This is a genomic window from Pseudomonas reinekei, from assembly GCF_001945365.1.
In the GTDB taxonomy this organism is placed as follows: Bacteria; Pseudomonadota; Gammaproteobacteria; order Pseudomonadales; family Pseudomonadaceae; genus Aquipseudomonas; species Aquipseudomonas reinekei.
In genome coordinates this window covers 459,078-479,353 of record NZ_MSTQ01000004.1, presented here as the reverse complement: position 1 = coordinate 479,353, position 20,276 = coordinate 459,078, and the positions used below count along the sequence as shown (strand labels likewise).

Below are 20,276 nucleotides of genomic sequence, written 5' to 3'. Positions count from 1 at the left end.
GGGATATCAGCCATTTTTTGATGCACCGATACAACTGGATTCGACCGCACCAATTTAATGGTGGGCTGCCACCGGCTCAGGCCGAGAAAAAACTTAACGTCGTGTCCGGGATCAGTTGACCACTACAGTGCTGCAGGCTGGCCGAATTGAAGAGCAAGCAAAAAAAATAGGGATAGGTACATTTGGCCCCGTTTTTTGCTCCTCAACTGAAGACTGGTAGGGCCCATCACGGCAGGCAGCGCCTGCCCCACGGCCTTTGGTGAATAGCTGCGCGTCTAACTGACCGCGGCGGACGATTTCGTACAGCGCTACGACCTACGTTTTTACAAACGTACAACGGGGTGAATAGCCGCTCAAAAACAGCGTTTAACAGGTTTGAGAAAGCAAGATTCTCAAACGTAATGTAAGCGTCCGGCGAAGTCACCTACCCGATCCCAGCTATAAGGGCGATGGTGTCCACTTAAAAATGAACTGACCCCCAAATGTTGGACACCATGGCCTCCGGCGGTTGCGTCAGGAAGATGTGTTGGCCGGACGGATACAATTCATCCCGTTGCTGGATCAGATCAGCCTTCCATGCGCGATCGGGCTCTCCGCGCGAGCGTTGCAGGCATGGGCTGGCCGATAATTGGTATGACTATCAGAGCCTTCGCCAATGCCGCGCTTTATATTCGATACGATAAATTGGCTAATAGCTTAAAGGCTCTGGCCACTTTGGATGCGCCTAGACGTGCTTCGTAGCTGACTTTTGAGGGAAACCATAGTGCGACTATCTGGCTGTTTAGACTAGACCCATGTCAGCAGGCAGCGGTGAGTGGTCCACCGCGGCCTGTTTGATGATCATGAATAGATACCTTGGGGAGCTAATCCATGGTCGTCATTAGCGCGTATTTCCGACTCAATAGGTTGAGCGGAAAGTGCCAGTACTCCACCTATCCTCAGGGTCACACCGGTCCTGCGTGCAAAAACTGCAGGCGCAAGCCGGAGCAGGTTTAAAAGAAAAAACTGTCACGAGCTACGAGTGCGTTACTTTAGAAACGATCGAATCGATAAGGGCTTGGGTCAATGATCGGTGCATGCCCGCTGACCAAATCCGCGGCAAGATGACCCGCTGCCGGTGAAGTGCCGAAACCATGCCCCGAAAACCCGGTGGCCACGGTTAACCCAGGTATCTGAGCTACCGGCCCAATGACAGGATTGGAATCGGGTGTCACATCAAGCGTGCCCGCCCAGGCTTGGGCGATTCGCGCTTTCTCGAACACCGGCCAGGCAGCCTTCAAGTTGTTCATAGCGTCCATATTGAGTCGCGGATTGGCAGCTGGATCCTGCACACGGATACGTTCGAACGGACTCACACTATGGGCTCCCCAGCGCCGAGCCAGTGCCAGGTCAGTGATAAAGGGCTTGCCCAGCGATACATTCAATACGCTACGCTGTGCACGGAATTGCGGCATGTACTGCTTTGAGAGCAACAAGTGGTCTAGGGTTAGGAAAGCATCCAGTTTGCCGCGCTGGGTAATGATGAAGCCGCCGTCTTTGTGCTTGCGAAACGAGAAGTCTGGAGCTCCAACTGCGATTTGCGTTGGTCCTTCCATGGGATGCGTACGCAGCACCGAGCAGGTCAAGGGCAGGGTAGGCAACGCCACTCCGTGATTACCCAGGAAGCGCCGCGACCACATTCCACCCGCCAGCAATACATGATCACAGCGGATTTCGCCTTTTTCCGTGACCACGCCGCTGACCGCACCGGCAGACAGTTGTAACGTACGCACCGCGCATTGCTCGATAATCACCACGCCACGCGCCATCGCGGCCTTGGCAATTGCGCTGCTGGCCAAGGTTGGTTCGGCGCGTGCATCGGATGGCGTAAAAATGCCGCCTGCCCAACCGCCGGTTCCGCCGGGCACCAGGGTATCGATCTCACGCTTGCTGAGCAGTCGCGAATCCAGCGACAAATGCTCAACCGACTTGAGCCAGCTCTCATGCATCGCCATCTGCTCAGGGGTCCGCCCGACAAACATGATGCCTTCCTGACGATAGCCGACGTCTGACCCGACCCGATCCGGCATCTGCGCCCACAAGCGGTCCGCGGCAAGGGCCAATGGAATATCGGCAGCGTGACGGCTGGTCTTGCGGACCCAGCCTAAGTTGCGTGAGGACTGCTCGCCGGCGATACGGCCTTTTTCCAGCACCACCACTGCGATGTTGCGCTCCGCCAGGGTTAGCGCTGCCGTCAGGCCAATGATACCGCCGCCAATGATGACGACGGAGGTCGTTGAGGGAAGCTCAGTGGAGGTTTTCACGGGGGCTATAGTCGGTGCCATGATCAAGACTCGGTAAACAAAAAAAGGCGTCCATGCTTGCGCATGGACGCGTGACGGTCATTGCGCCAGTCGAATCACTTCCACCTGCGCCTTCGACGCGCCGCGATACGCCGTGACTTCCAGCTCAACTTTGTAGACCGTGGAGCCCAGTGGCGGACAGGTGACTGTACTGGCGGGGTCGACGCCACGGAATTTTTCACCGATCAGATTCATTACCGCCGGAACATCCTTGGGGTCCTGGATGAACACACGCGAACACACCACATCGGCCAAGCTCGCATCGACTGCGTTTAGTGCTGCCTCGATGTTGGCGAAAACTTGGTGTGTCTGTTCTAGGATATCCTCCGGTATCAGCTTGGTTTGGGGGTTGCGGCCGGCGGTGTTAGACACGAAGATCCAATTGTCCATCACCACTAGGCGCGAATAACTGGCTTGTTCTTCAAACGGTGAACCGGTTTTGACTTTGATGATTTTTGTCATGTCGAATACCTTCGGGAAGAGAGGGTTGGATTTTGGCTTAACGCAGCTCTGGGGTTTCCCAAAGGTTCAGGGACACGCCGATACCTTTTCCGATGGCGTTGCGGTAAACGACTGTGCCCCAAGCCACGTCCTCCACGGGCATGCCACCCACCGACATGATGATGATTTCCTCATCGTTCCTGCGTCCTGGCGCTTCCCCGGCGATAATCTTGCCAATATCTTCGACATCTGCGAGGCGCATCTTGCCTTCGTGGACCATGTCCATGAAGCGTACGCCAATCACGGGTACGTTGTTGTGCGCAGGCTTCGGCAGTTCCTCGAACCAAGCCTGATACAGGCCAGTGTTATCCAACACCTTGCGAACGTCGGGCCGTTCCATGTCGGCGTCCAGCGAGCAGAAAGATGGCATCGCCAGGAAGGCACCCGGTTTGACCCATTCGCGCCGCACAATTGGGTATGTGGAGGGGTCACCTACCTCACCGGAGCTACAATAAGTAACAAGGTCTGAATCACGGACCACTTCTTCCAGAGTTCCAACCACGCTGACGCTAGTGATCTGTGGGTAAGTTTCTTGTACCCACTCGATGAAGTTATCGAGGCTTTTTTGACCACGACCCATGATTTTCAATGTGTCGATATGTGGGCAGACTGCCATGAATGCCGCCAATGTAGTCTTGCCCATCACCCCCGGGCCGAGCAGGCCGACGACTCTCGAGTCCTTGCGCGCCAAATGGCGCGCGCCGACGCCTGGAATTGCACCGGTGCGGTAGGCTGACAACAGGTTGGCCGACATGTGTGCCAAGGGGGCACCGGTGTCTGGATCGGTAAGGGTAAACATCAAGATCGATCGTGGCAGACCTTTTTCGCGGTTGGCGATATTGGAGCCATACCACTTGATGCCAGCGGTACAGAAACTGCCACCCAGATAGGCCGGCATCGCCATCATGCGTCGATCAGCCGTAGGTTTTGGCATGTTCGGGAACGGCGAGTCCTTGGGAAATGTGATCAGCGCGCCGTGGGAATCATTGTTCGGGCCGGCCATGCGGTAGTCGCCTATGTGGAGCAAGCCGAACATCTCCTCCATGGTATTCACGCATGCGAGCATGTCTGTGACGCCTGCGCGGATCATGTCCGGTTCAGAAAGATAGATGAAGTCGATTTTTGTATTTGTGGACATATTTATTCTCGGATTGAAGGTGAGATCGCTGCGGTAAGCACAGCTCCACGCTGGCAAGGTCGAGTATCGAGGGAGGATTTTCGGCGGTATTGTAAATTTCGGACATTGAGCGCAGGTCTGCACGCCGAAAGCTGGCGCGAATAATGCTTGAAATTTCCTGTATCTGTGCATGCCCTAGGTGCAACAATGATCAAGCAGAACGTGCCGCCCGCCCGACATAAAACGACGAACGAACAACCCTGGTTCGTACTAAATTCGTCACGCTATTCGGTGATGCCTTCCGCGCACCCGGCGATCTCGCATTTCTATGCCTTCGATGTCGCCCAATCGACCGATCTGCTGGCTGTGCCGGACGGTTGCGTGGATATTTTTTTCGACTGCGATGCCGCCCGCCCCAGCGCCAGAATTTCCGGCACACCGCTGACTGCCCAGGCCGTGCAATTGCACCAGCACCATCATTATTTCGGCGTGCGTTTTTCACCAGGCGTCATTCCCGGTTTCATCAATGTGCTGGCCGAAGAACTGACCGAACGCGAACTCGACCTGCTGGAGGTCTCGGGGTTTGCCCCACACATCTTCGAAAGCATCGTTCAGGCACCGTTGCAGGGCGATCAAATGCGCCTGTTCAACGACTATCTGGCCCCGCAACTGATGAGTAAAACGTCGCGACTTACGGCCATGATCATCCAGCAGACGCTGCAGCATCGCGGTGATATTCGCCTGCAGCAGCTCGAGGACCTCAGTGGCTACACAAGTCGCACCCTGCACCGCCAGTTCAGCCAGGATACCGGCATGTCGCCCAAGACGTTTTTCCGCATCATCCGCTGCCAAGCTGCCTTGGACACTCTCAACACCCAGCAGGACGTATCGTTTTCACAGTTGGCCCTCGACCTGGGGTTCTCCGATCAATCGCACTTCCTGCGCGACTTTAAAAAGCTGGTCAGCACCACCCCCTGTGACTACCAGCGCAAGATGCTGCAGAACGCCTACACCGACAGGATCAGCTACGCCTGAGCGCACTCTGCGCAAATAAATCCGCGTCTCCATCGTTTCTCCACAAACCTCCCTTCAAAGTGCATCTTGGTGGTGCACAGTGCACAGTGCACAGTGCACAGTGCACAGTGCACAGTGCACAGCGCACTTCGTCGCCCGGAGGAAATTCGCCATACTGCGATGACCGAATAGCACACGGCGACCTTCACCGTTCAGACCATGACTCAATCACACCTTGCATCGTCACCACTGGACCTCGCGGATTTCGGCTCAACCCATGCGCCGCTGTCGCGCGCGTCACCAAAGCTCAACACGCCGCCACCGGCGATGAAGATCGAGCCTTCCCCGCGGGCCAGTTCGAATAAGCTCAGCACCTTGTCGCGGTGTTTGGACGAGATCAGCGGCCCCATCTGGGTAGCGGCTTCGTGAGGCCAGTCAACGTTCATCGTCTTGATGCGCTCTGCAATGGCAGTGCAGAAGCGCTCGAACAGCAGGCGTTCGACATACACCCGCTTCGAACATAGGCAGACCTGCTCGCTGTTGAGGAACAGCGCGCGCATCATGCCGTCGATCATCTTGTCGAAGTCACAGTCGGTGAAGATGATCGCCGCGTTCTTGCCACCCAGCTCGAGCGACGCCGTTTAACCCCTTCGACGTCGGCGCGCATGATTGTGGTGCCGGTACGCGACTCGCACGTGAAGGTTATGGCGCTGATGTCCGGATGGCGCGAAATGAACTCGCCCGCCGAATTCGGGCTGAAGCCATGTACCAGGTTGAACACGCCATCCGTTACACCGGCCGCTTGCATCACCTCGGCCGGCAGTGCGGCGGTGTCAGGGTCCGAGGGTTTCTGGATGAAGAAGCTTTGGCCGAGCACTGCCCAAGCGCCTGTCACTGACTGATCCGCTTCCTCGCTGGACCGCAGCGCTAGGGGCCCGGCGTTCTTCGCGTACTCGACTAACTACCTGATTGATGTCGAGCATGGCGTGATCATGGATGTGGAACCAACGCCAGCTCATCGAACCGCCGAGGTCGAGAGCACCAAGACCATGATTGAGCGGGTCGAAGAGCACTTCGATATCAAGCCAGATCGGCCCATTCGCAATACCGCTTATGGAACCGCACCGATGTTGGCCTGGATGGTCGACGAAAAAGAAATCTGGCCGCATGTGCCGGTTTGGGACAAAACCGAGCGTAAGAACGAGAGCCTTTCGATCAGTGATTTTCAATGGAGTGAAGAAGCGCAGGAATATCGTTGCCCCACGGGGCACGCCCTGCGTAGCGAGTGGCGGGCCTTCAAGAACAGGCGCTCACATGTCACAAAAGCCAACACCATCATCTTCCGATCCAGACAGACCGACTGCGCAAAATGTCCGATGAAAGCCAAGTGCTGCCCGTACACTCCGATTCGCAAGGCCGTCCGCAGCGTCCATGAAGCCGCTCGTGATGTGGCTCGGCGCATTGCAGCAACGCCGGCGTATCAGCGCTCTCGCTACGAACGTAAGGAGGTCGAAATGTTGTTTGTCCACCTCAAGCGCATCTTGAAATTAGATCGCTTGCGACTACTTGGCATGAGCGGCGCAACCGGTGAATTCAAGCTGGCCGCCGCGGTTTAGAACCTGCGACGGCTGGCCAAATTTACATCTCAAGGGCCATCAGTCACGGGATAGGTGCGCCTGCACCAAGCAAAAAACCTCAAATAACCCAATAACAGAGCAGCAAAGGTCACCGAAGGGCCGAGAAACCACTCAATGTGATGAGCAGGTTCTCCGGTGGTGGTCGTGCCTGAGTTCAGGCGAGCTGAAAATCCGACCTTTTCAACAGAATCGGATTTTCAGCTGACCCGGACTTAGGCAAGGCCACTATCGGAGATGCGCTTCTGTGACGTTGGCCGCCATGGCCATTTTGCAGGGTTGCCTTTGCCAGGCTGGCAGGAGTTCGGTGCTTAGCGTGCAAATGCGAGTCGTGCCGCCAGTGTGGGAGTAACGTCGGGCCTGCCCGTCAAGGGCGCATACCAACAAGAACTGTCGAGGTCCCGCAGATGTCACTCAACGTCGCAAGTCATGTACTCACGCGAGTACCGGGTGTAGTTGAAGTCCGTTTTCCCACTAGCATTTCGCTCGATTGCGCACACTTGGGAGGGCCAGCCAGGCACTACCGCTTTCTCAGAGGGATAGCCAAGCTGTGCCTTGACCCACTCTCGCCAGCGCTGGCCAATGTCAGTTTGCTGGATGCGGTCAAGCCTGAAGCCGATGGTTTGGTCGAGGTAGAAACGGACTTGTGCCTCCTGCTGCCTGAACAAGAGCAGCCTGAATCCGAACTGACGGTGGTCGCCAACATCGTCAATCGCGGCGGCTGGATCGGCCCGCTCGCGGATTTCAACCAAGGTCCCCAGGTGCTCGATAGCGCCGAGAGTGTGATCGCCAATGGCGCGGGCTTCATGGCCAGTCGGGGTATGGCCACAGTGTGGTGTGGTTGGCAGGGAGACATCGCACCTGACGAGGCTCTGATTCTGGCCCGCCTGCCGCGTGCCGAAGGCGTCCGCGGCTGGGTTCGCGAGGAAATTATCCCCGACACCGCGATCGGTGGTACCCGCAATGGTTGTGAGGCTGGGTTCGTGGTCGCCGAGCTAGCCTATCCCATTCTTGACCTTGCCCAGTGCCGGCTGAGTGTACGCCAACAGGCAGAGGAACCACCCGTAGCGCTCGGTATCGATCACATCACTGTGCTGGACAAGCATCACGTGCGTATTCGCCTGGCACCTCAGCAGGATGCAGGAGCCATTTACTGCCTGGAGTACCTGGCCAGCGATCCCATTGTCTGCGGGCTTGGCTTCGCAGTTGTCCAGGAGGTTTTCGATTTTCTCAAGCACTGCCCAGCAGACCAATGCGGTAACCCTAACCCGCTGTGGCAGGCGGGCAGGGCGCTCACTCTGGTTGCCAAAGGATATTCCCAGGGAGCCCGTTTTCTGCGGGAATTCCTGTACCTCGGCTTCAATCAGGCGCGCGCCTCAGCGCGGTTGTTCGATGCAATGCTGGTCATTGCCGGGGGGGCGCGTAGGACAAAGGCCAACCAGCCCTTTTGGCGCGTCTCGCGTTTTTCCCGGCAACACGAGGACAGTGATGCCCCGGACCTGGCTTTCCCGTTTGCCTATGGCGCTTCCTCGGATCCTTGGAGTGGCCGGTGCGACGGGCTCTTGAAGCGCAGCGAACAGCAAGGCAGCACGCCTTTGGTCATGCAACTAGAAACTGATAGCGAAACATGGCACGGGCGTATGTCTTTGCTGGCCACCGATGGGCGCGGGCATGCCCTCGAACTGCCGGCAAATGTGCGCCTGTATCTGGTGGCTGGCCAGCATGTGGTCGGGAGTCCTGCTGCCTACGGTGTGGAGGACATTTGCCAGGGAATGACCAATCCGCTTGACTGGGGTTGCTATGCCAGAGCATTGCTGATCGCTTTGATCGATTGGGTGACCCGGGGCATTTCACCGCCAGCCAGCCTTTTTCCTTCGTTGGCCGATGGAAGTCTGGTCACGCTGGAGCATGCGCAACAGGTATACCCTCGGTTTTGCGGCCTGCCTTATGACGCTACGCTGGCACCAGCTCGGATTTCTGTGGCTGCCAACGAGCTACGTGAGTACCCAGTGCTGGTACCCTGCCCGGACGGCAATGGTAATCCGTTAGGTGGTATTCCCATGCCGGAATTAGTAGTACCGATCGCCACTTACAGTGGCCGTAATCGTCGCTTGCCCGGCCATGGCGCCCCCGGTTTGGCCGTGATCTGGGGTAGTTTCGAGCCCTTTGCGACCACCCGAGCGCAACGGTTAGCGACGGCTGACACACGGCTGTCACTGGAAGAACGCTATGCCTCTCCGGAACATTTTCTGAGGCTCTGGCAGCAGGCCGTGACAAGACTGGTGGATGCTCGACTGCTGTTGCAAACTGATGCGGCGCGGGTACATGCAGAGGGTGCGCGTCTGGCGCAGGCCATTGCACGCGAAGAGGGGCCAAACAATGTCTGATCCTGCTCTGATGCGCAAGATTGGCTGGCGCCTGTTACCCCTGTTGTTCGCTGGTTACACGCTGTCGATCATCGATCGGGTGAACATCAGTTTCGCTCGTGAACCTATGTCGGCTGACATCGGTTTGAGTGCGGCGGCGTTCGGTTTTGGAGCGGGGCTCTTCTTTCTTGTCTACTGTGCTTTCGAGGTGCCAAGCAATGCACTGCTGGTGCGCTTTGGCGCTCGAGTTTGGCTGGCCCGAATCATGGTCACCTGGGGGCTTCTAACGATGGTCATGGCTTGGGTGCAGACTCCGTTGCACTTCTATGCCATGCGCGCGCTACTCGGCGCCGCAGAGGCCGGTTTCTACCCTGGGGTGGTCTATTTACTGAGTGCATGGTTCCCCGATCGGCACCGCGCAGCGGCTCTTTCATTGCTGATGCTTGGCGGTCCGGTGGCTGGGATCATCGTCGGACCGCTGTCCATGCATATCCTTCTTCACTTGGACGGTGTGATGGGCTTCAAAGGCTGGCAGTGGCTGTTCCTGCTCCAGGGAGCTCCTGCGGTAGTGATGGCTGGCGTGCTCTATCGCTGGCTGGCGGATTCGCCGCAGCACGCTTCCTGGCTCGACCGCCACGAGCGAGATGCCTTGCAGCGCTCGCTTGGGCAGGATAGCGCCTGTGAGCGTGGTGAAGGCAGGTTCTGGGACGTGCTAAGCGACTTGCATTTCTGGCGGCTAGCCCTGGCTCTGGCCACGGTATATCTGGGGGTGTATTCAGTGATGTTTTGGCTACCAGCGCTGTTGCAGCAGAAAGGTGCCGTCGGCATGCAAGCGCTGGGCTGGATGACGATCGCTCCATACGTTGCCTCATTGCTGCTCATGCCATTGCTGGCGTTTAGTTCGGACCGCCTGGATGAGCGCCGCTGGCATATCGGTGCGGCATTGCTGCTGGCGGTCGGCGGTATCCTTGCCGCACTCTGGTTGGCGCGTGATGGAGTCGGGCTTCTGCTGGGCTTGTCGGTTGCCTATGCCGGCATTACCTCAACGATTCCACTGATTTGGTCCATGGTGGGCAAGCGTTACCAAGGCAGCCAGTCGGCGCTGACGATCGCGCTGATAAATACTATCGCCTCGCTGGGCTCCTTCGCTGGGCCCTGGCTGCTAGGCATCGGCCAGCAGCTGACTGGGTCGTTATTGACGCCGATGTGTGCAGTGGCGGTGTCTTTGGGAGTCGGGGCGCTGTTAATCGTCAAGGGTGGTGAGCCTACGCCGGAGTTGTCGTTACGTTGAAAAACGAGGCGGGCGTGGCAGGGAGCCACGCCCGCTATGCTCAGAAGGTTTTCTGCCAAGACAGGTACAGGCGCATCACATTCTTGCGCTCCAGCTGCGCTGGCCCTGTTACCGAGACCAAGCGCTCTACGTGATCGATCTCGCCATCAGCGCGGTGCCGATTTAGGTAGAGCACCACTGACAGTCCGTCCAAAGGTTTCTGTAAGGCATAGCTGATTACCGTGGCCAGCTCATGGCGTGCAAAACCCTCGTAGCCTCGGGCACCACTCGAACGCTTAGCGATGGCTTGGATCCTCAGGCCAGGTATGCCGGCGGCGGCCAGGTTCCAGTTGGCGTCGACAGTCCAGGTGCGCTCGTCCTCCAATCCGTAGAATGTCCAGCCATTGCCCGAACCTTCCCAGTAGCCGGCATCGTCCTTGAACAGTACTCGGTTGTAATCGCCGCCACGTACTTGGTTGAGAGCAACTCCCAGGGTAGTACCGCCCCAACTGTGTTGGATGCGTGCTTCGGTCCAGCGTGTTGACAGGTGCTCTGCCGCAGGAGCGTAACCGCCAAGCCCCGTCGTTTCGAACAGGTGCCCCGCATCCTGTTGTTGGCCATGCGTCAAGCTAAGTTGGGTCTTAGGACTGAACCACGGCGAGACGGAAATACGAGCAAAGTGCTCTTTCAGGTAATCCTTGGCCGTGAGCGATTGCAGCATGACGTTGATATTATCCCAAGGCTTTAATTCCAAACCGTAGTAATCGACGTAGTCTATACGTTGCCCGAAAAAGTTCTCCAACGGACTCCCCCAGCCGTCTTCATTTCGCGCGGTGTACCGAAAGAATCGTGTGTAGTACGCCTGTAGCCTTTCCGACTCGAAGGCAGCATCGACGCCGGTGGAGGTGGACTTCAGGATGCGCGTATCGGAGTCCATGTAAAGATGGCTCCTGCGGCTCTGCTTGCCATAGCCCACGATAATCGCGCCTGGCCCGGCAGGTGTGGTGTAGTTGAGATAGGCGGTGCGTGTACCGGACAAGGTGTCCGGCCGAGTGACCGAAGGTCCCTTCGGTAGATTGGACACTTCGTCAGCACTGCCACTAACATCCAGTGCATGGGCGAAGGCCATGCCGTAACGCAGGGCCCAGCCTTGACTGACAGCGCCGGTGAAATAATCGAGAGTCCATGCGTCGACCCATTCCCGGCGGGTCTTGGCGGGGTATCCCTCATCGGTGTCTAGGCTTTGCTCGTTCCAATAATAGTTGCGATAGCCCAGCGTGACCTGATCCTTGTCCAGTAGCAAGCCAGCATGGACCGAGGATGCACAGCTGAGGGCCAGTGTGAGTGGTGCCAGGCGCGAAGTGATTTTCATGTTGTTGTCTCCACTTTGGAGACAACAGGTTACGGAGCCGCCCGGATCCCGCTTGATCGGACTGGCATACTAGTTGTGTTCAGCGTGCACATCGCGCTCCTGCAATCGGTAGTCGCTCGGGGTGCAACCGAACTGCATCTTGAATGCCTTGGAAAAGTGCGATGCATTGCAGAAGCCCGAACGAAATGCAATTTCCGTCATGGTCATATGTGCATGACTCAGGTTGCCGAGCAGCCTTCGGCTCTGCTCCAGCCGACAGCGCCATATATAGTTGGCCGGGGTGATACCAAGCGGCGAGAACATGTTGTAGAGCTGGCGGAGGCTGATACCGAAACGCTCGGCAACCCAGTCTGGGTTGATCTCAGGCTCGCAGGCATTGGTTTCGAGAAATCGGGTTATCTCGCCAAGCATGTATTGATGGGACCGCGTGGCCTGGCGCGTTCGGGTTGCGGGTGCTTTTATCAGGCTGCTGAAAGCCAGCTGTTGCAGGGTCCCTCGTAGCACGTCGCTTTGCGCGTCGTTCAGGCCAGGCAGTTGGTCGTAAGTAGTACGCATTAGTTGGCCCATGACTGCAGCTATCGGCAGGTTGCGACGCAGCACGTTGCCTGCCAAACCTTGTGCCAGCAGCAAGGCCGGAGGCAGCGTTGACTTCGCCATGGGCATGGAAATGAAGCAGGCTTTTGAAGTGAAGCTCAGGTCATAGGCTTGTTGATTATCAGTGAGCAGGAGGTCGCCGGGCAGCAAAGTTTGCTCCTTTCCTGCAACGCGATGATGGATGCGCCCCTGCAGGATCAGAGCAACCGAAAAGCATGGCTCAACGGGGTTCGGGTGTGTGCCGGGGCGGCTGAAGATCATCAATGGTGTCGAGGAGGTTTTGACCAATCGTAGTTGCTGACGCTGCCTCGCCTCGATCGCGGAGTGGACGATCTGCGGGCCTCTAGCTTGATGCACGAACGGCCACAGCGACTGAGCTAAGCTCTGCTGCCACTTGTGATAGCTGCTGCAATTAGCATCCACTCGATAGGACACGGAATACATTTACCTCTCCTACGCTCACGTTACCTAAAAGGCTTTCCATCAGCGGGGGGCAAGATATATGCCGATTCTCAGCGTTTCACCGCTGTGCCTTGCCTGCCAATCTTCCCACAGGGCAGGATTTGCCAGTAGCGGGTTCGTTGATGCCCGGAATCCAGCCATTCGAAGCCGAATAACAGTGACTGACCGATCAGCGATGGATCATTACCGCCCTCGACGATCACTGTCATTTGGTGATTATCATGATCCTGCTCGCAGCGGCCCCATGCCGTTGTTACTTCGTTACCCAAGGACGCATTCCCGGGCTTGATGATGCTCCAGAACATATAGTCACCGTTCCAACAAACGCAGCCTGGAAATTGCTCATAAGCGAATAGACCTTGGGGGAAATGGACGTAACTCATGACAGACTCCTAAGGAAAAGTTGTAGCTTGAACGGGCGTGGAGTCGGTGGCTTTTCTCAGAATGTCAGATATCTATGTTGGGCGCGCAAGTTGATGCAACTGATCTCGCAAACAAGGGAAAAGCGGGCTGCGAGTGATGCTTAATGCTCAAGCCTGGTCGACCTTATGGCGAATGGCCAATTCTGTTAAAAAGTCAGTCAGCCCAGACTGCTGGGGATCAAAATGGCAAGGCGCTGGGTTTGCCCAAGCAAGAACTGGATTATCAGGTCGCCGTGAAGAAGTCCTCGAGCTGGCGAATGCGGTTTTCCCGGTCCGCGTCGGGCTCACCTTTGACGCCGATGCACTGGCCAGTGATATCTGTCTTGTTCCAGGCTACCGGGCGCACGATACGTAGCTGCGAGCTGATCTGATCAATGAAGAACAGGCTTGGGTAGATGTTGAGGTTGCGCAGACGGTACATCATCCACTCAGACTGCCGCTGACCGTATTCCTCCACCAGTCGCTGCATGACGCTGGCATAACCGGCGTATACAGTCGGATTGGCGTGTCGACGCATAGCCTCTATGCCTGGATAAAGCGCTACAGCACAGGGCGAATTCAACCGGTCGTCGCAATACCTTTGATCGAGGTGTTTATGGGACGACCTGCGGGCTGGATGCAGAAGTTGACGGGTCTATGAGCGATGCGTTCGCCAGGTGCGCCGTCACTTCGCAATGAAATTGAACGGTTGTTCTGGAAACAGATCTCGACCGGGATCACAAGCGAAAGCCAGCGGGGCAACTGGCGTATCATCAGCGATAGGCACACGCTGGTTCCGTCATCCCGAACATGATGCGGAATATCCTGGAGTACTACCTCACCTTCGTACATCACCAGGATGAGCTTCACGCAGCACTGGTGGCACCGGCCGATGAGAATGTAGATTTCAATGCCCTGTATCGATACGTCAACCGCGAATCCCAATCCGACGCCATCAGCCTCACGGATTTTGGCGAGATTGTACCGGCGCATTACGTGGAGCGGTTCAGGCAGGTAGCCGCTCCATTGAGGTCTGCTCTGAAGTGTCCTTGACGACAGTGGTGAATGCCTTAGTCGACTACGACTTCAGGATTCATGGGTAGAGAGGGCGAGTTCCCTGTCCGTAGAGCGGGGACTCCAAACGGGCCTGTGATGGAGTTCAGGGTTTTGATGAGAAAGCTACCCTGAATCCCCTGGGCAGAGCGCACCCCGTACTTACGCTTCAGATAACCGCAAATTTTATCGACATCGTCTGTCAGTTAAATTTTGACTCGATCAGCTTTTGTCACCTCAGTTTTGTCTTGCGCCGAGCTGCAGCTAGTTCGCTCATGCTGATTTGGCAACGTATTTTTGATGACAGCAAGGACGTTGCCCCTCGAATATGAGGGTTTAACTAGATTAAAGTCATATTATTCTTCGGGAAGGTTTTCGAAGATGGTTTGAAGAACTTTATTAAATTTTTGTATTTGAGGCTCGGTCAGTCCTTGATAGCTTTGCGTAAAGAGCTTATCAGTGGCTTTCTGAATTTTATCAATAGCTTCCCAACCCTTATCTGTCAGACCGACTCGGGTAACTCTTCCGTCTGTGGAGCATTGGCTCGTGTCAATTAATTCATCCTCTTTCATACGATAAACGATTTTGGTAGTTGTCGAGAGCTTGGCAATAGCTTGAGTTGAGATCTCGGAAATGCTGGATTCACCGTGTTCTTTGAGGATGAAAAGAATTCGGTACTGAGGTACGTCGAGGTCGATCTTCTTTAAAATTCGCTCCATCGCTTGGCTATACCTGCCATGGACTTGAGCTAACCAATAATACGGAAATTCCTCTTGACGGAAATCCTTGCTGGAAGGGTTGTAGCGACCACGATTTTTCTTGGGGATGCTCATTCGGAAGCTCGTTTCGATCGGTATGGATATGTGGATGGTTTCCAGCGGTGTTGATTTGGCCTTGTGTCAGCGCAGATGAGTGCGTGCTGATCCGCTTTCAGCCTCGTGCATAACTCCACCATGCTAACGAATCCCCGCTGCGCAGGCACGGGCAATTTGCTTGATTTTTCACTCAAATGCCAACCAGATTCATGATAGTCGTTTTTAAGCTATGTCTACCGCTGCGGCCTCCACCTGGCCGCGCTCGTTGATAGCGTGTTTGAACATTTCTGGAAGCTGTCAACCAGAGTAAAAGGAGAACGTTTCGTGAGGCCGTGCCTGTAAGGGAGGGCGCTACCTTGGTGCAACCTAAGCCGCCTGAGAAAAAATGAAATCTCCCACGGGCCGAGCACCCCGCAATGAGGCCGGTAATCACTGATCGCGAGCGGATGAGCGTTCCTGGAAGCGCCAGCCTTATCGAAAACTCATAAGATTTTTTAGAATATTGAGTTGTTGATTAAACATTTAAGCAGTTTTTTCAAGAGGCGAGTCTTCACCGGCGGGGGCGTAATCTCACGTAGCGTTTTTGGATAAATACCATATAAATCATATGCTTGAGAGATTTTTTGTTTTTCATCCATCGGATGAAGCCGCTTTTATTCTGTGCGGACGATTAAGAAATGCGCCATTTTTGAAGCAATAAAAGACTCCAAAATCAATTGACATTTCCATTAAATCTAGCGATCTTGGGTTCAAGGGTGCGGCGCATGCTGCAGCTATCGGGTTCGCTAGGTAGGTGATCTGAAATGGCAATCGTTGTAGAGCGTTTTTCAATCGGGCAGAGCGGCCCGACGGTTATGGTCAAGGACACAATTGATGTTGCTGGCTATGCAACCCGCGCATCGAGTCAGGCTCTCCAATCCGCCCAGCCTGCAGAGCAGCACGCTGCTGTCGTGCAGCAACTTCTTGAAAGCGGATGCCATCTGATTGGGAAAACGTCGCTGCATGAGCTGGCTTTCGGAACAACCGGTATCAATCGCTGGGTAGGCACCCCCGTTAATCCTCGGTATCCAGATCGTATTCCTGGTGGTTCATCCAGCGGATCAGCAGCGGCTGTTGCTGCTGGTTTGGCTGACTTTGCGTTGGGTACTGACACCGGCGGATCTGTACGTATTCCAGCGTGTTGCTGTGGCGTTTTTGGCTTCAAGCCTACTTTCGGCAGGGTAAGCCGTGTGGGAGTGATGCCTGCCGAGACATCGCTGGATTGTGTAGGCCCGTTTGCCTCTTCGCTCTCAATGCTGGTTACGGCAATGCAGGCAATCGATCCAACCTTCCAGCAAGGGGGCACCGCTAGAGAGGTTCGCATCAAGAAGTTGCGGGTGAAGGCGAGTGAGCGAATCAGCAGCGTAATTGGCAGTGCTCTGTCCGCTACAGGGATGATAAAAGATGAAATCGAGTTCGATAATTTCGATGCGGCTTATCACGCGGGCATGGTTGTTATCAATCGAGAAACTTTTGCGGCTTGCGGACACCTCATTGAAAGCGGTTTGGTCGGTGAGGATATAAGTGGTCGTCTGGAAGCTGCAGGTCGAACTTCAGATGAGCAGCTAGCTCTGGCTGAAAAAGTCCGGCAGAGCTTTACGGCTGAAGTTGATGCCGCTGTGGCCGATGGTTCAATTCTGGCGTTACCCACTATGCCAGATTTTCCATTGAAAGTTGTCGATGCCTCGGACACTCGCGCTGTCTTGGGAATGACTTCCCTTGTTCGTCCATTCAATTTATCAGGCCATCCAGCTTTGACTATTCCGTTGATTAGTCGGGAAGGCCTGCCGGCAGGATTGCAATTAATTGCAGCGAAAGGACAAGACGAAGCGCTTTTGGCTGCTGCTGATGAAATTTTGCAACGTCTTTATTCTAATACTAATTGGAGCCTGTGATGAGTTCCCAAACCGTGACTAAGGCAGTTTATGCCACCGCTGCTGACCAAGCTGCGAATTTTGATGCCCTGTTGAATAATATTCGCGAGCGGGCTCGGGAAGGTGAATTTGATCGCCAGCGCTACATCTCTCAGGATGTTATCGATGGCTTCAAGGCTCATGGTGTATACCGGGCCCTGGTGCCAAAACGCTTCGGCGGTAACGAATGGTCCCCCGTCCAGTTTTGTGAGTTGATCGAGAAGATCTCTCATGCTGATGGTTCGGCAGGTTGGGTGGCAAGCTTTGGTATGAGCCCGGTATACCTAGCGGCACTGCCTCCTGAAACCATCGCCAAAGTCTATGAAAATGGCCCGGATGTGGTCTTTGCCGGTGGCATCTTCCCACCCCAGCCAGCAGACGTTGTCGCAGGTGGGTACAAGGTGAATGGTCGCTGGAAGTATTCCAGCGGTTCGATGGGTGCCGAGATCCTTGGTGTAGGTATCGCCCCTCGTAACGGTGACAAGATGGATCTGCCTCGTATTGCCGTTATGCCACGCAGCGCTGCTCGCATCGATCACACCTGGGACACCGTCGGGCTCGCAGGTACTGGCAGCCATGACTTGGTTGTCGAAGATTATGTCGTGCCTGAAGAGTGGACGTTTGTTCGGGGCGGCCCGGCCAATCTTGATGAGCTTTTTTTCCGGTATCCGTCGCTCTCGTTCGCGGCTCAGGTCTTGTCGGTTGTAGGGTTGGGCGTCGCGCGGGCTGCATTGGATGAGCTCCGCGGTATGGCTAGTGGTCGGATCTCGGTAACTGGTGCGCCGGCCCTTGCTGATCGTCCACTTGCCCAAGTAGAGATTGCCAAGGCCGAGGCTGCACTGCTATCCGCTCGTGCGTTCTTCTATGAGTCGATGGAGAGCGCTTGGCAACACGTTATCGCCGGTGATGTGGTGCCAGATGATGCCATCAGCCTGCTCAGGCTTTCTTCAACCCATGCTGTTCGCACTGCGGCAGATGTAGCGCGCATCGCCCAACTGCTTTCTGGCATGAGCGGCGTTTATACAGATAGCCCACTGGCCCGCTGTGTCAATGACGCCAACGTTGTTACTCAGCATGCGTTCATGGGCGATATCACTTACCAGAATGCCGGCGCTATTTTCTTCGGTAAATCACCTTCGCCAGGATATCTCTAAATCTAAGGGGCTGTTATGAACGATAAAAAACCTCTTCGCGTGCTGTTTTGCATGGGCATCAATCAGAACTTTTTCGATGCTCCGCGCGAAGAGCAACTTCAAGTTTGGACCGCGTTCAGCTCCATGTGGAATGACATCCACGATATGGAAGGAGTCAATGTCCTGGGTAACATGGACGATGACCAAAGCATGGTGGGCCCGTCCGCTGGATATCCTTGGACTACTTACCTGCTCGCTGACGTAAAAGACATTGAAACTGTACACGCTGCTTGCAATCTTCTTCGCACTACTGGTGTAGGTGAAGGCCCATTCAAGCTGTGGCGTTATATCAAGATTGAATCTCGCATCGGGCGCGAGCTGATTATTCAGCGGAGTTGATCATGGCTTACCCGACCCTCACCGACGACGTCGAAACTCGTCTGCATCGATTTGAAATTGAGCATGCCGTGCGCGCCTGCATGAATCGATACATGGTGCTTTGCGACGATTTGAATGTGAAATCGCCGATTGATGAACTCGCAGCGCTTTTCACTGAGGATGCGATTTGGGAGGGTGTGGGTGAGCGTTACGCGCACAGCTTCGGTCGTAAACAGAGCCGCCCCGTTATCCGCGAGATGTTTTCGAAATATGCAGTCGAGCCGTCTCACTTTGCGTTGAATGTTCACTTCCTTACCAGTGAGCTGATCAGTGTAGATGAGGCTGGTGTAAGCGGCGGTTGGGTCATGCTCCAAACGTCTACTTTCGCTAGCGGAGATTCGCACCTCAATGCGGCAAGGCTAACGGTGAGGTTTGAAGAGCAAGATGGAAAGTGGCGAATTGCTCACTTCCAAACGGAGAATCTTTTTAGTCGTCCCGTAACTACATGGAATGACCAGGCGCCCCTGCCAGTGCCGGCTGAGTAACATAAAACAATTTTAACTCCATTGCTTCGGAGAGAAAGCCGTGAATAATTTAATTCAAGCAACCAATCTGGATAATAATCCAGCGGACTTGGTACAACCCGATCGCATTCATACGTCGATGTATACCGATCCGGCGCTTTTTGAGTTGGAGATGGATAAAGTCTTCAACAATACCTGGGTCTGGGTCGCGCACGCGAGTGAGGTGCCAGAGGCTGGTAGCTACAAGAGCCATTTCGTAGGTCGCCAACCGGTCATCGTCGTCCGTGATCGTAAGAAGCAAGTTCATGTTCTGCTGAACCGGTGCCGTCACCGTGGCGCGACTGTGTGCGAGCACAAAAAAGGCAAAACGAACAGCTTCGTTTGCCCTTACCACGGTTGGAGCTATGCCCTGGACGGTTCGTTGCGTGGCGTTCCACACCCAGAAAGCTATGGCGACTGCCTCGACAAGGGCGAGTACCCATTGGTCAGCCTGCGCGTCGAAGAATACGCCGGCATGATTTTCGCCACCTTCAAGGACGACATCGAACCGTTGGTGGATTTCCTTGGCCCAGCCAAGAAGTGGATGGATCTGTTCATGAAGCAGGGGGCCGGCTATGGCATCAAGGTGTCGGGCGAGCACCGCTTCCGTTTCCCTGGCAACTGGAAAATCCAGCTGGAAAACACCACCGATGCCTACCACTTCCCCCTGGTGCACAAATCCTTCTTGAGTTCCGTCGACAAGGAAACCGAGGAGATGCTCGACTTCGTCAATGGCCCTGGCTATGTCGAAGACCTGGGCAACGGTCACAGTGTCATCGTCATGATTCCCAACCTGATCGACCTCGAAGAAGAGCTGGATCGCCCAATTCCTGCCCGTTTCGAAGAGCTGGCTGCGGAGCTTCGTTCGGACGGTATGGAAGAGGAGCAGGTTCGTCGGATCGTACGCGCCGTTGGCGGTACTGGTTTCAACCTGAACATCTTCCCCAACGTCGCCTGCTCAATGGCGTTCTTCCGCGTCCTTCAGCCGATTTCGGTGAAAGAGACAGAGATTCACCATGCAGTCATCACCATGGACGGCGGGCCAGCCGCAGCCAACCGTGCACGTCTGCGTATTCACGAACACTTCCAAGGGCCTCTGGGCTTCGGCACGCCTGATGACTCTGAAGCTTGGGAACGTGTCCAGAAGGGTGCTAGCGCGGGTGAGGATCTCTGGATTCTGCTGAACCGCGGGCTGCCTGGCGAGAAGCCTAGCGAAGATGGCCTGATTGGCGATGTGAGTGCCGAGACTGGTATGCGCGCTGCGTACTCGCAGTGGAAAAAGTTGATGTCAGTGTGAGCGGGGAGAAGA

General features: G+C 55.5%; 17 protein-coding genes and 3 pseudogenes. 10 read left to right on the top strand and 10 right to left on the bottom strand.

Annotated features, from left to right (window positions below; genetic code table 11):
* Positions 1-1,031 precede the first annotated feature (1,031 nt).
* Genes BVK86_RS09080 through BVK86_RS09070 form a run of 3 tightly spaced genes read right to left on the bottom strand, consistent with a single transcriptional unit; the run spans position 1,032 to position 3,981 of the window.
* Positions 1,032-2,324 (bottom strand): NAD(P)/FAD-dependent oxidoreductase, encoded by a 1,293-nt coding sequence (locus tag BVK86_RS09080; RefSeq protein WP_075946097.1) that lies wholly within the window; start codon positions 2,322-2,324, stop codon positions 1,032-1,034.
* Positions 2,325-2,381: 57 nt separating this feature from the next.
* Positions 2,382-2,804, bottom strand: coding sequence for a RidA family protein (locus BVK86_RS09075; protein WP_075946096.1), 423 nt, complete (start codon positions 2,802-2,804; stop codon positions 2,382-2,384).
* 37 nt (positions 2,805-2,841) lie between these two features.
* Positions 2,842-3,981, bottom strand: coding sequence for an ornithine cyclodeaminase family protein (locus BVK86_RS09070; protein WP_075946095.1), 1,140 nt, complete (start codon positions 3,979-3,981; stop codon positions 2,842-2,844).
* 186 nt (positions 3,982-4,167) lie between these two features.
* Between BVK86_RS09070 and BVK86_RS09065 the strand changes: the two genes are divergently transcribed.
* Positions 4,168-4,995, top strand: coding sequence for a helix-turn-helix domain-containing protein (locus BVK86_RS09065; RefSeq protein ID WP_075946094.1), 828 nt, complete (start codon positions 4,168-4,170; stop codon positions 4,993-4,995).
* A 203-nt stretch (positions 4,996-5,198) separates the two neighbouring features.
* Here the strand turns inward: BVK86_RS09065 and BVK86_RS30330 are convergent, their stop codons facing one another.
* Together BVK86_RS30330 and BVK86_RS30325 are read right to left on the bottom strand one after the other, a co-directional pair.
* Positions 5,199-5,576: an aldehyde dehydrogenase family protein gene (locus BVK86_RS30330; protein WP_331717015.1), complete on the bottom strand. Its 378-nt coding sequence runs from the start codon at positions 5,574-5,576 to the stop codon at positions 5,199-5,201.
* Positions 5,546-5,782 carry an aldehyde dehydrogenase family protein gene (locus tag BVK86_RS30325; RefSeq protein ID WP_269458096.1) on the bottom strand — a complete coding sequence of 79 codons (237 nt, stop codon included), beginning with the start codon at positions 5,780-5,782 and terminating at the stop codon, positions 5,546-5,548. Before BVK86_RS30325 ends, BVK86_RS30330 begins: the two co-directional genes overlap by 31 nt.
* 42 nt (positions 5,783-5,824) lie before the next feature.
* Between BVK86_RS30325 and BVK86_RS09050 the strand changes: the two are divergent.
* The 3 genes and pseudogenes from BVK86_RS09050 to BVK86_RS09040 form a co-directional block, all read left to right on the top strand.
* Positions 5,825-6,590, top strand: a pseudogene (locus BVK86_RS09050) (transposase); the annotation flags it as partial.
* A 425-nt stretch (positions 6,591-7,015) separates the two neighbouring features.
* Complete coding sequence (locus BVK86_RS09045) at positions 7,016-8,995, top strand: alpha/beta hydrolase domain-containing protein (protein WP_139315758.1); 1,980 nt, start codon at positions 7,016-7,018, stop codon at positions 8,993-8,995.
* Positions 8,988-10,265: an MFS transporter gene (locus BVK86_RS09040; RefSeq protein ID WP_075946090.1), complete on the top strand. Its 1,278-nt coding sequence runs from the start codon at positions 8,988-8,990 to the stop codon at positions 10,263-10,265. The genes BVK86_RS09045 and BVK86_RS09040 overlap by 8 nt, the downstream gene beginning before the upstream one ends.
* A 40-nt stretch (positions 10,266-10,305) precedes the next feature.
* Here BVK86_RS09040 and BVK86_RS09035 read toward each other — a convergent pair whose 3' ends face one another.
* From BVK86_RS09035 to BVK86_RS09020, 4 genes and pseudogenes are all read right to left on the bottom strand, one after another.
* A complete protein-coding gene (locus BVK86_RS09035; protein WP_075946089.1) occupies positions 10,306-11,616 on the bottom strand; it encodes an OprD family outer membrane porin in 1,311 nt (436 codons plus the stop codon).
* 69 nt (positions 11,617-11,685) lie between these two features.
* Positions 11,686-12,654: a helix-turn-helix domain-containing protein gene (locus BVK86_RS09030; protein WP_075946088.1), complete on the bottom strand. Its 969-nt coding sequence runs from the start codon at positions 12,652-12,654 to the stop codon at positions 11,686-11,688.
* A gap of 68 nt (positions 12,655-12,722) precedes the next feature.
* Positions 12,723-13,055 (bottom strand): hypothetical protein, encoded by a 333-nt coding sequence (locus BVK86_RS09025; protein ID WP_075946087.1) that lies wholly within the window; start codon positions 13,053-13,055, stop codon positions 12,723-12,725.
* Positions 13,056-13,320: 265 nt separating this feature from the next.
* Positions 13,321-13,596: pseudogene (locus tag BVK86_RS09020) on the bottom strand (anthranilate 1,2-dioxygenase large subunit); the annotation flags it as partial.
* Between the two features lie 141 nt (positions 13,597-13,737).
* Here BVK86_RS09020 and BVK86_RS29285 point away from each other — a divergent pair.
* Positions 13,738-13,876: pseudogene (locus BVK86_RS29285) on the top strand (IS30 family transposase); the annotation flags it as partial.
* A gap of 606 nt (positions 13,877-14,482) precedes the next feature.
* Here the strand turns inward: BVK86_RS29285 and BVK86_RS09005 are convergent.
* On the bottom strand, positions 14,483-14,959 hold the full coding sequence (locus BVK86_RS09005) for a MarR family winged helix-turn-helix transcriptional regulator (RefSeq protein ID WP_075946086.1): 477 nt from the start codon (positions 14,957-14,959) through the stop codon (positions 14,483-14,485).
* Positions 14,960-15,744: 785 nt separating this feature from the next.
* Here BVK86_RS09005 and BVK86_RS09000 point away from each other — a divergent pair.
* From BVK86_RS09000 to BVK86_RS08980, 5 genes are read left to right on the top strand one after another with little or no spacing between them, the layout of a single operon-like run.
* The gene (locus BVK86_RS09000; protein WP_075946085.1) at positions 15,745-16,875 is read left to right on the top strand and encodes an amidase; all 1,131 of its coding nucleotides are present in this window, start codon (positions 15,745-15,747) and stop codon (positions 16,873-16,875) included.
* The gene (iacA, locus tag BVK86_RS08995) at positions 16,875-18,047 is read left to right on the top strand and encodes an indole-3-acetate monooxygenase (protein ID WP_075946083.1); all 1,173 of its coding nucleotides are present in this window, start codon (positions 16,875-16,877) and stop codon (positions 18,045-18,047) included. Before BVK86_RS09000 ends, iacA begins: the two co-directional genes overlap by 1 nt.
* Positions 18,048-18,062: 15 nt before the next feature.
* Positions 18,063-18,425 carry an IacB protein gene (locus BVK86_RS08990; RefSeq protein ID WP_075946082.1) on the top strand — a complete coding sequence of 121 codons (363 nt, stop codon included), beginning with the start codon at positions 18,063-18,065 and terminating at the stop codon, positions 18,423-18,425.
* A gap of 2 nt (positions 18,426-18,427) precedes the next feature.
* Positions 18,428-18,949, top strand: coding sequence for a nuclear transport factor 2 family protein (locus BVK86_RS08985; protein ID WP_075946081.1), 522 nt, complete (start codon positions 18,428-18,430; stop codon positions 18,947-18,949).
* 40 nt (positions 18,950-18,989) lie between these two features.
* Positions 18,990-20,264, top strand: a complete 1,275-nt coding sequence (locus BVK86_RS08980) for an aromatic ring-hydroxylating oxygenase subunit alpha (RefSeq protein WP_075946080.1) — start codon at positions 18,990-18,992, stop codon at positions 20,262-20,264.
* Positions 20,265-20,276 lie beyond the last annotated feature (12 nt).

Coding starts and splice junctions, on each gene's coding strand:
- BVK86_RS08985 (WP_075946081.1), top strand. CDS start 18,428: ATGGCTTACCCGACCCTCACCGACGACGTCGAAACTCGTCTGCATCGA.
- BVK86_RS09045 (WP_139315758.1), top strand. CDS start 7,016: ATGTCACTCAACGTCGCAAGTCATGTACTCACGCGAGTACCGGGTGTA.
- BVK86_RS09025 (WP_075946087.1), bottom strand. CDS start 13,055: ATGAGTTACGTCCATTTCCCCCAAGGTCTATTCGCTTATGAGCAATTT.
- BVK86_RS09000 (WP_075946085.1), top strand. CDS start 15,745: ATGGCAATCGTTGTAGAGCGTTTTTCAATCGGGCAGAGCGGCCCGACG.
- BVK86_RS08990 (WP_075946082.1), top strand. CDS start 18,063: ATGAACGATAAAAAACCTCTTCGCGTGCTGTTTTGCATGGGCATCAAT.
- BVK86_RS09065 (WP_075946094.1), top strand. CDS start 4,168: ATGATCAAGCAGAACGTGCCGCCCGCCCGACATAAAACGACGAACGAA.
- BVK86_RS09030 (WP_075946088.1), bottom strand. CDS start 12,654: ATGTATTCCGTGTCCTATCGAGTGGATGCTAATTGCAGCAGCTATCAC.
- BVK86_RS09035 (WP_075946089.1), bottom strand. CDS start 11,616: ATGAAAATCACTTCGCGCCTGGCACCACTCACACTGGCCCTCAGCTGT.
- BVK86_RS09080 (WP_075946097.1), bottom strand. CDS start 2,324: ATGGCACCGACTATAGCCCCCGTGAAAACCTCCACTGAGCTTCCCTCA.
- iacA (WP_075946083.1), top strand. CDS start 16,875: ATGAGTTCCCAAACCGTGACTAAGGCAGTTTATGCCACCGCTGCTGAC.
- BVK86_RS09070 (WP_075946095.1), bottom strand. CDS start 3,981: ATGTCCACAAATACAAAAATCGACTTCATCTATCTTTCTGAACCGGAC.
- BVK86_RS30325 (WP_269458096.1), bottom strand. CDS start 5,782: ATGCAAGCGGCCGGTGTAACGGATGGCGTGTTCAACCTGGTACATGGC.
- BVK86_RS09075 (WP_075946096.1), bottom strand. CDS start 2,804: ATGACAAAAATCATCAAAGTCAAAACCGGTTCACCGTTTGAAGAACAA.
- BVK86_RS09005 (WP_075946086.1), bottom strand. CDS start 14,959: ATGAGCATCCCCAAGAAAAATCGTGGTCGCTACAACCCTTCCAGCAAG.
- BVK86_RS09040 (WP_075946090.1), top strand. CDS start 8,988: ATGTCTGATCCTGCTCTGATGCGCAAGATTGGCTGGCGCCTGTTACCC.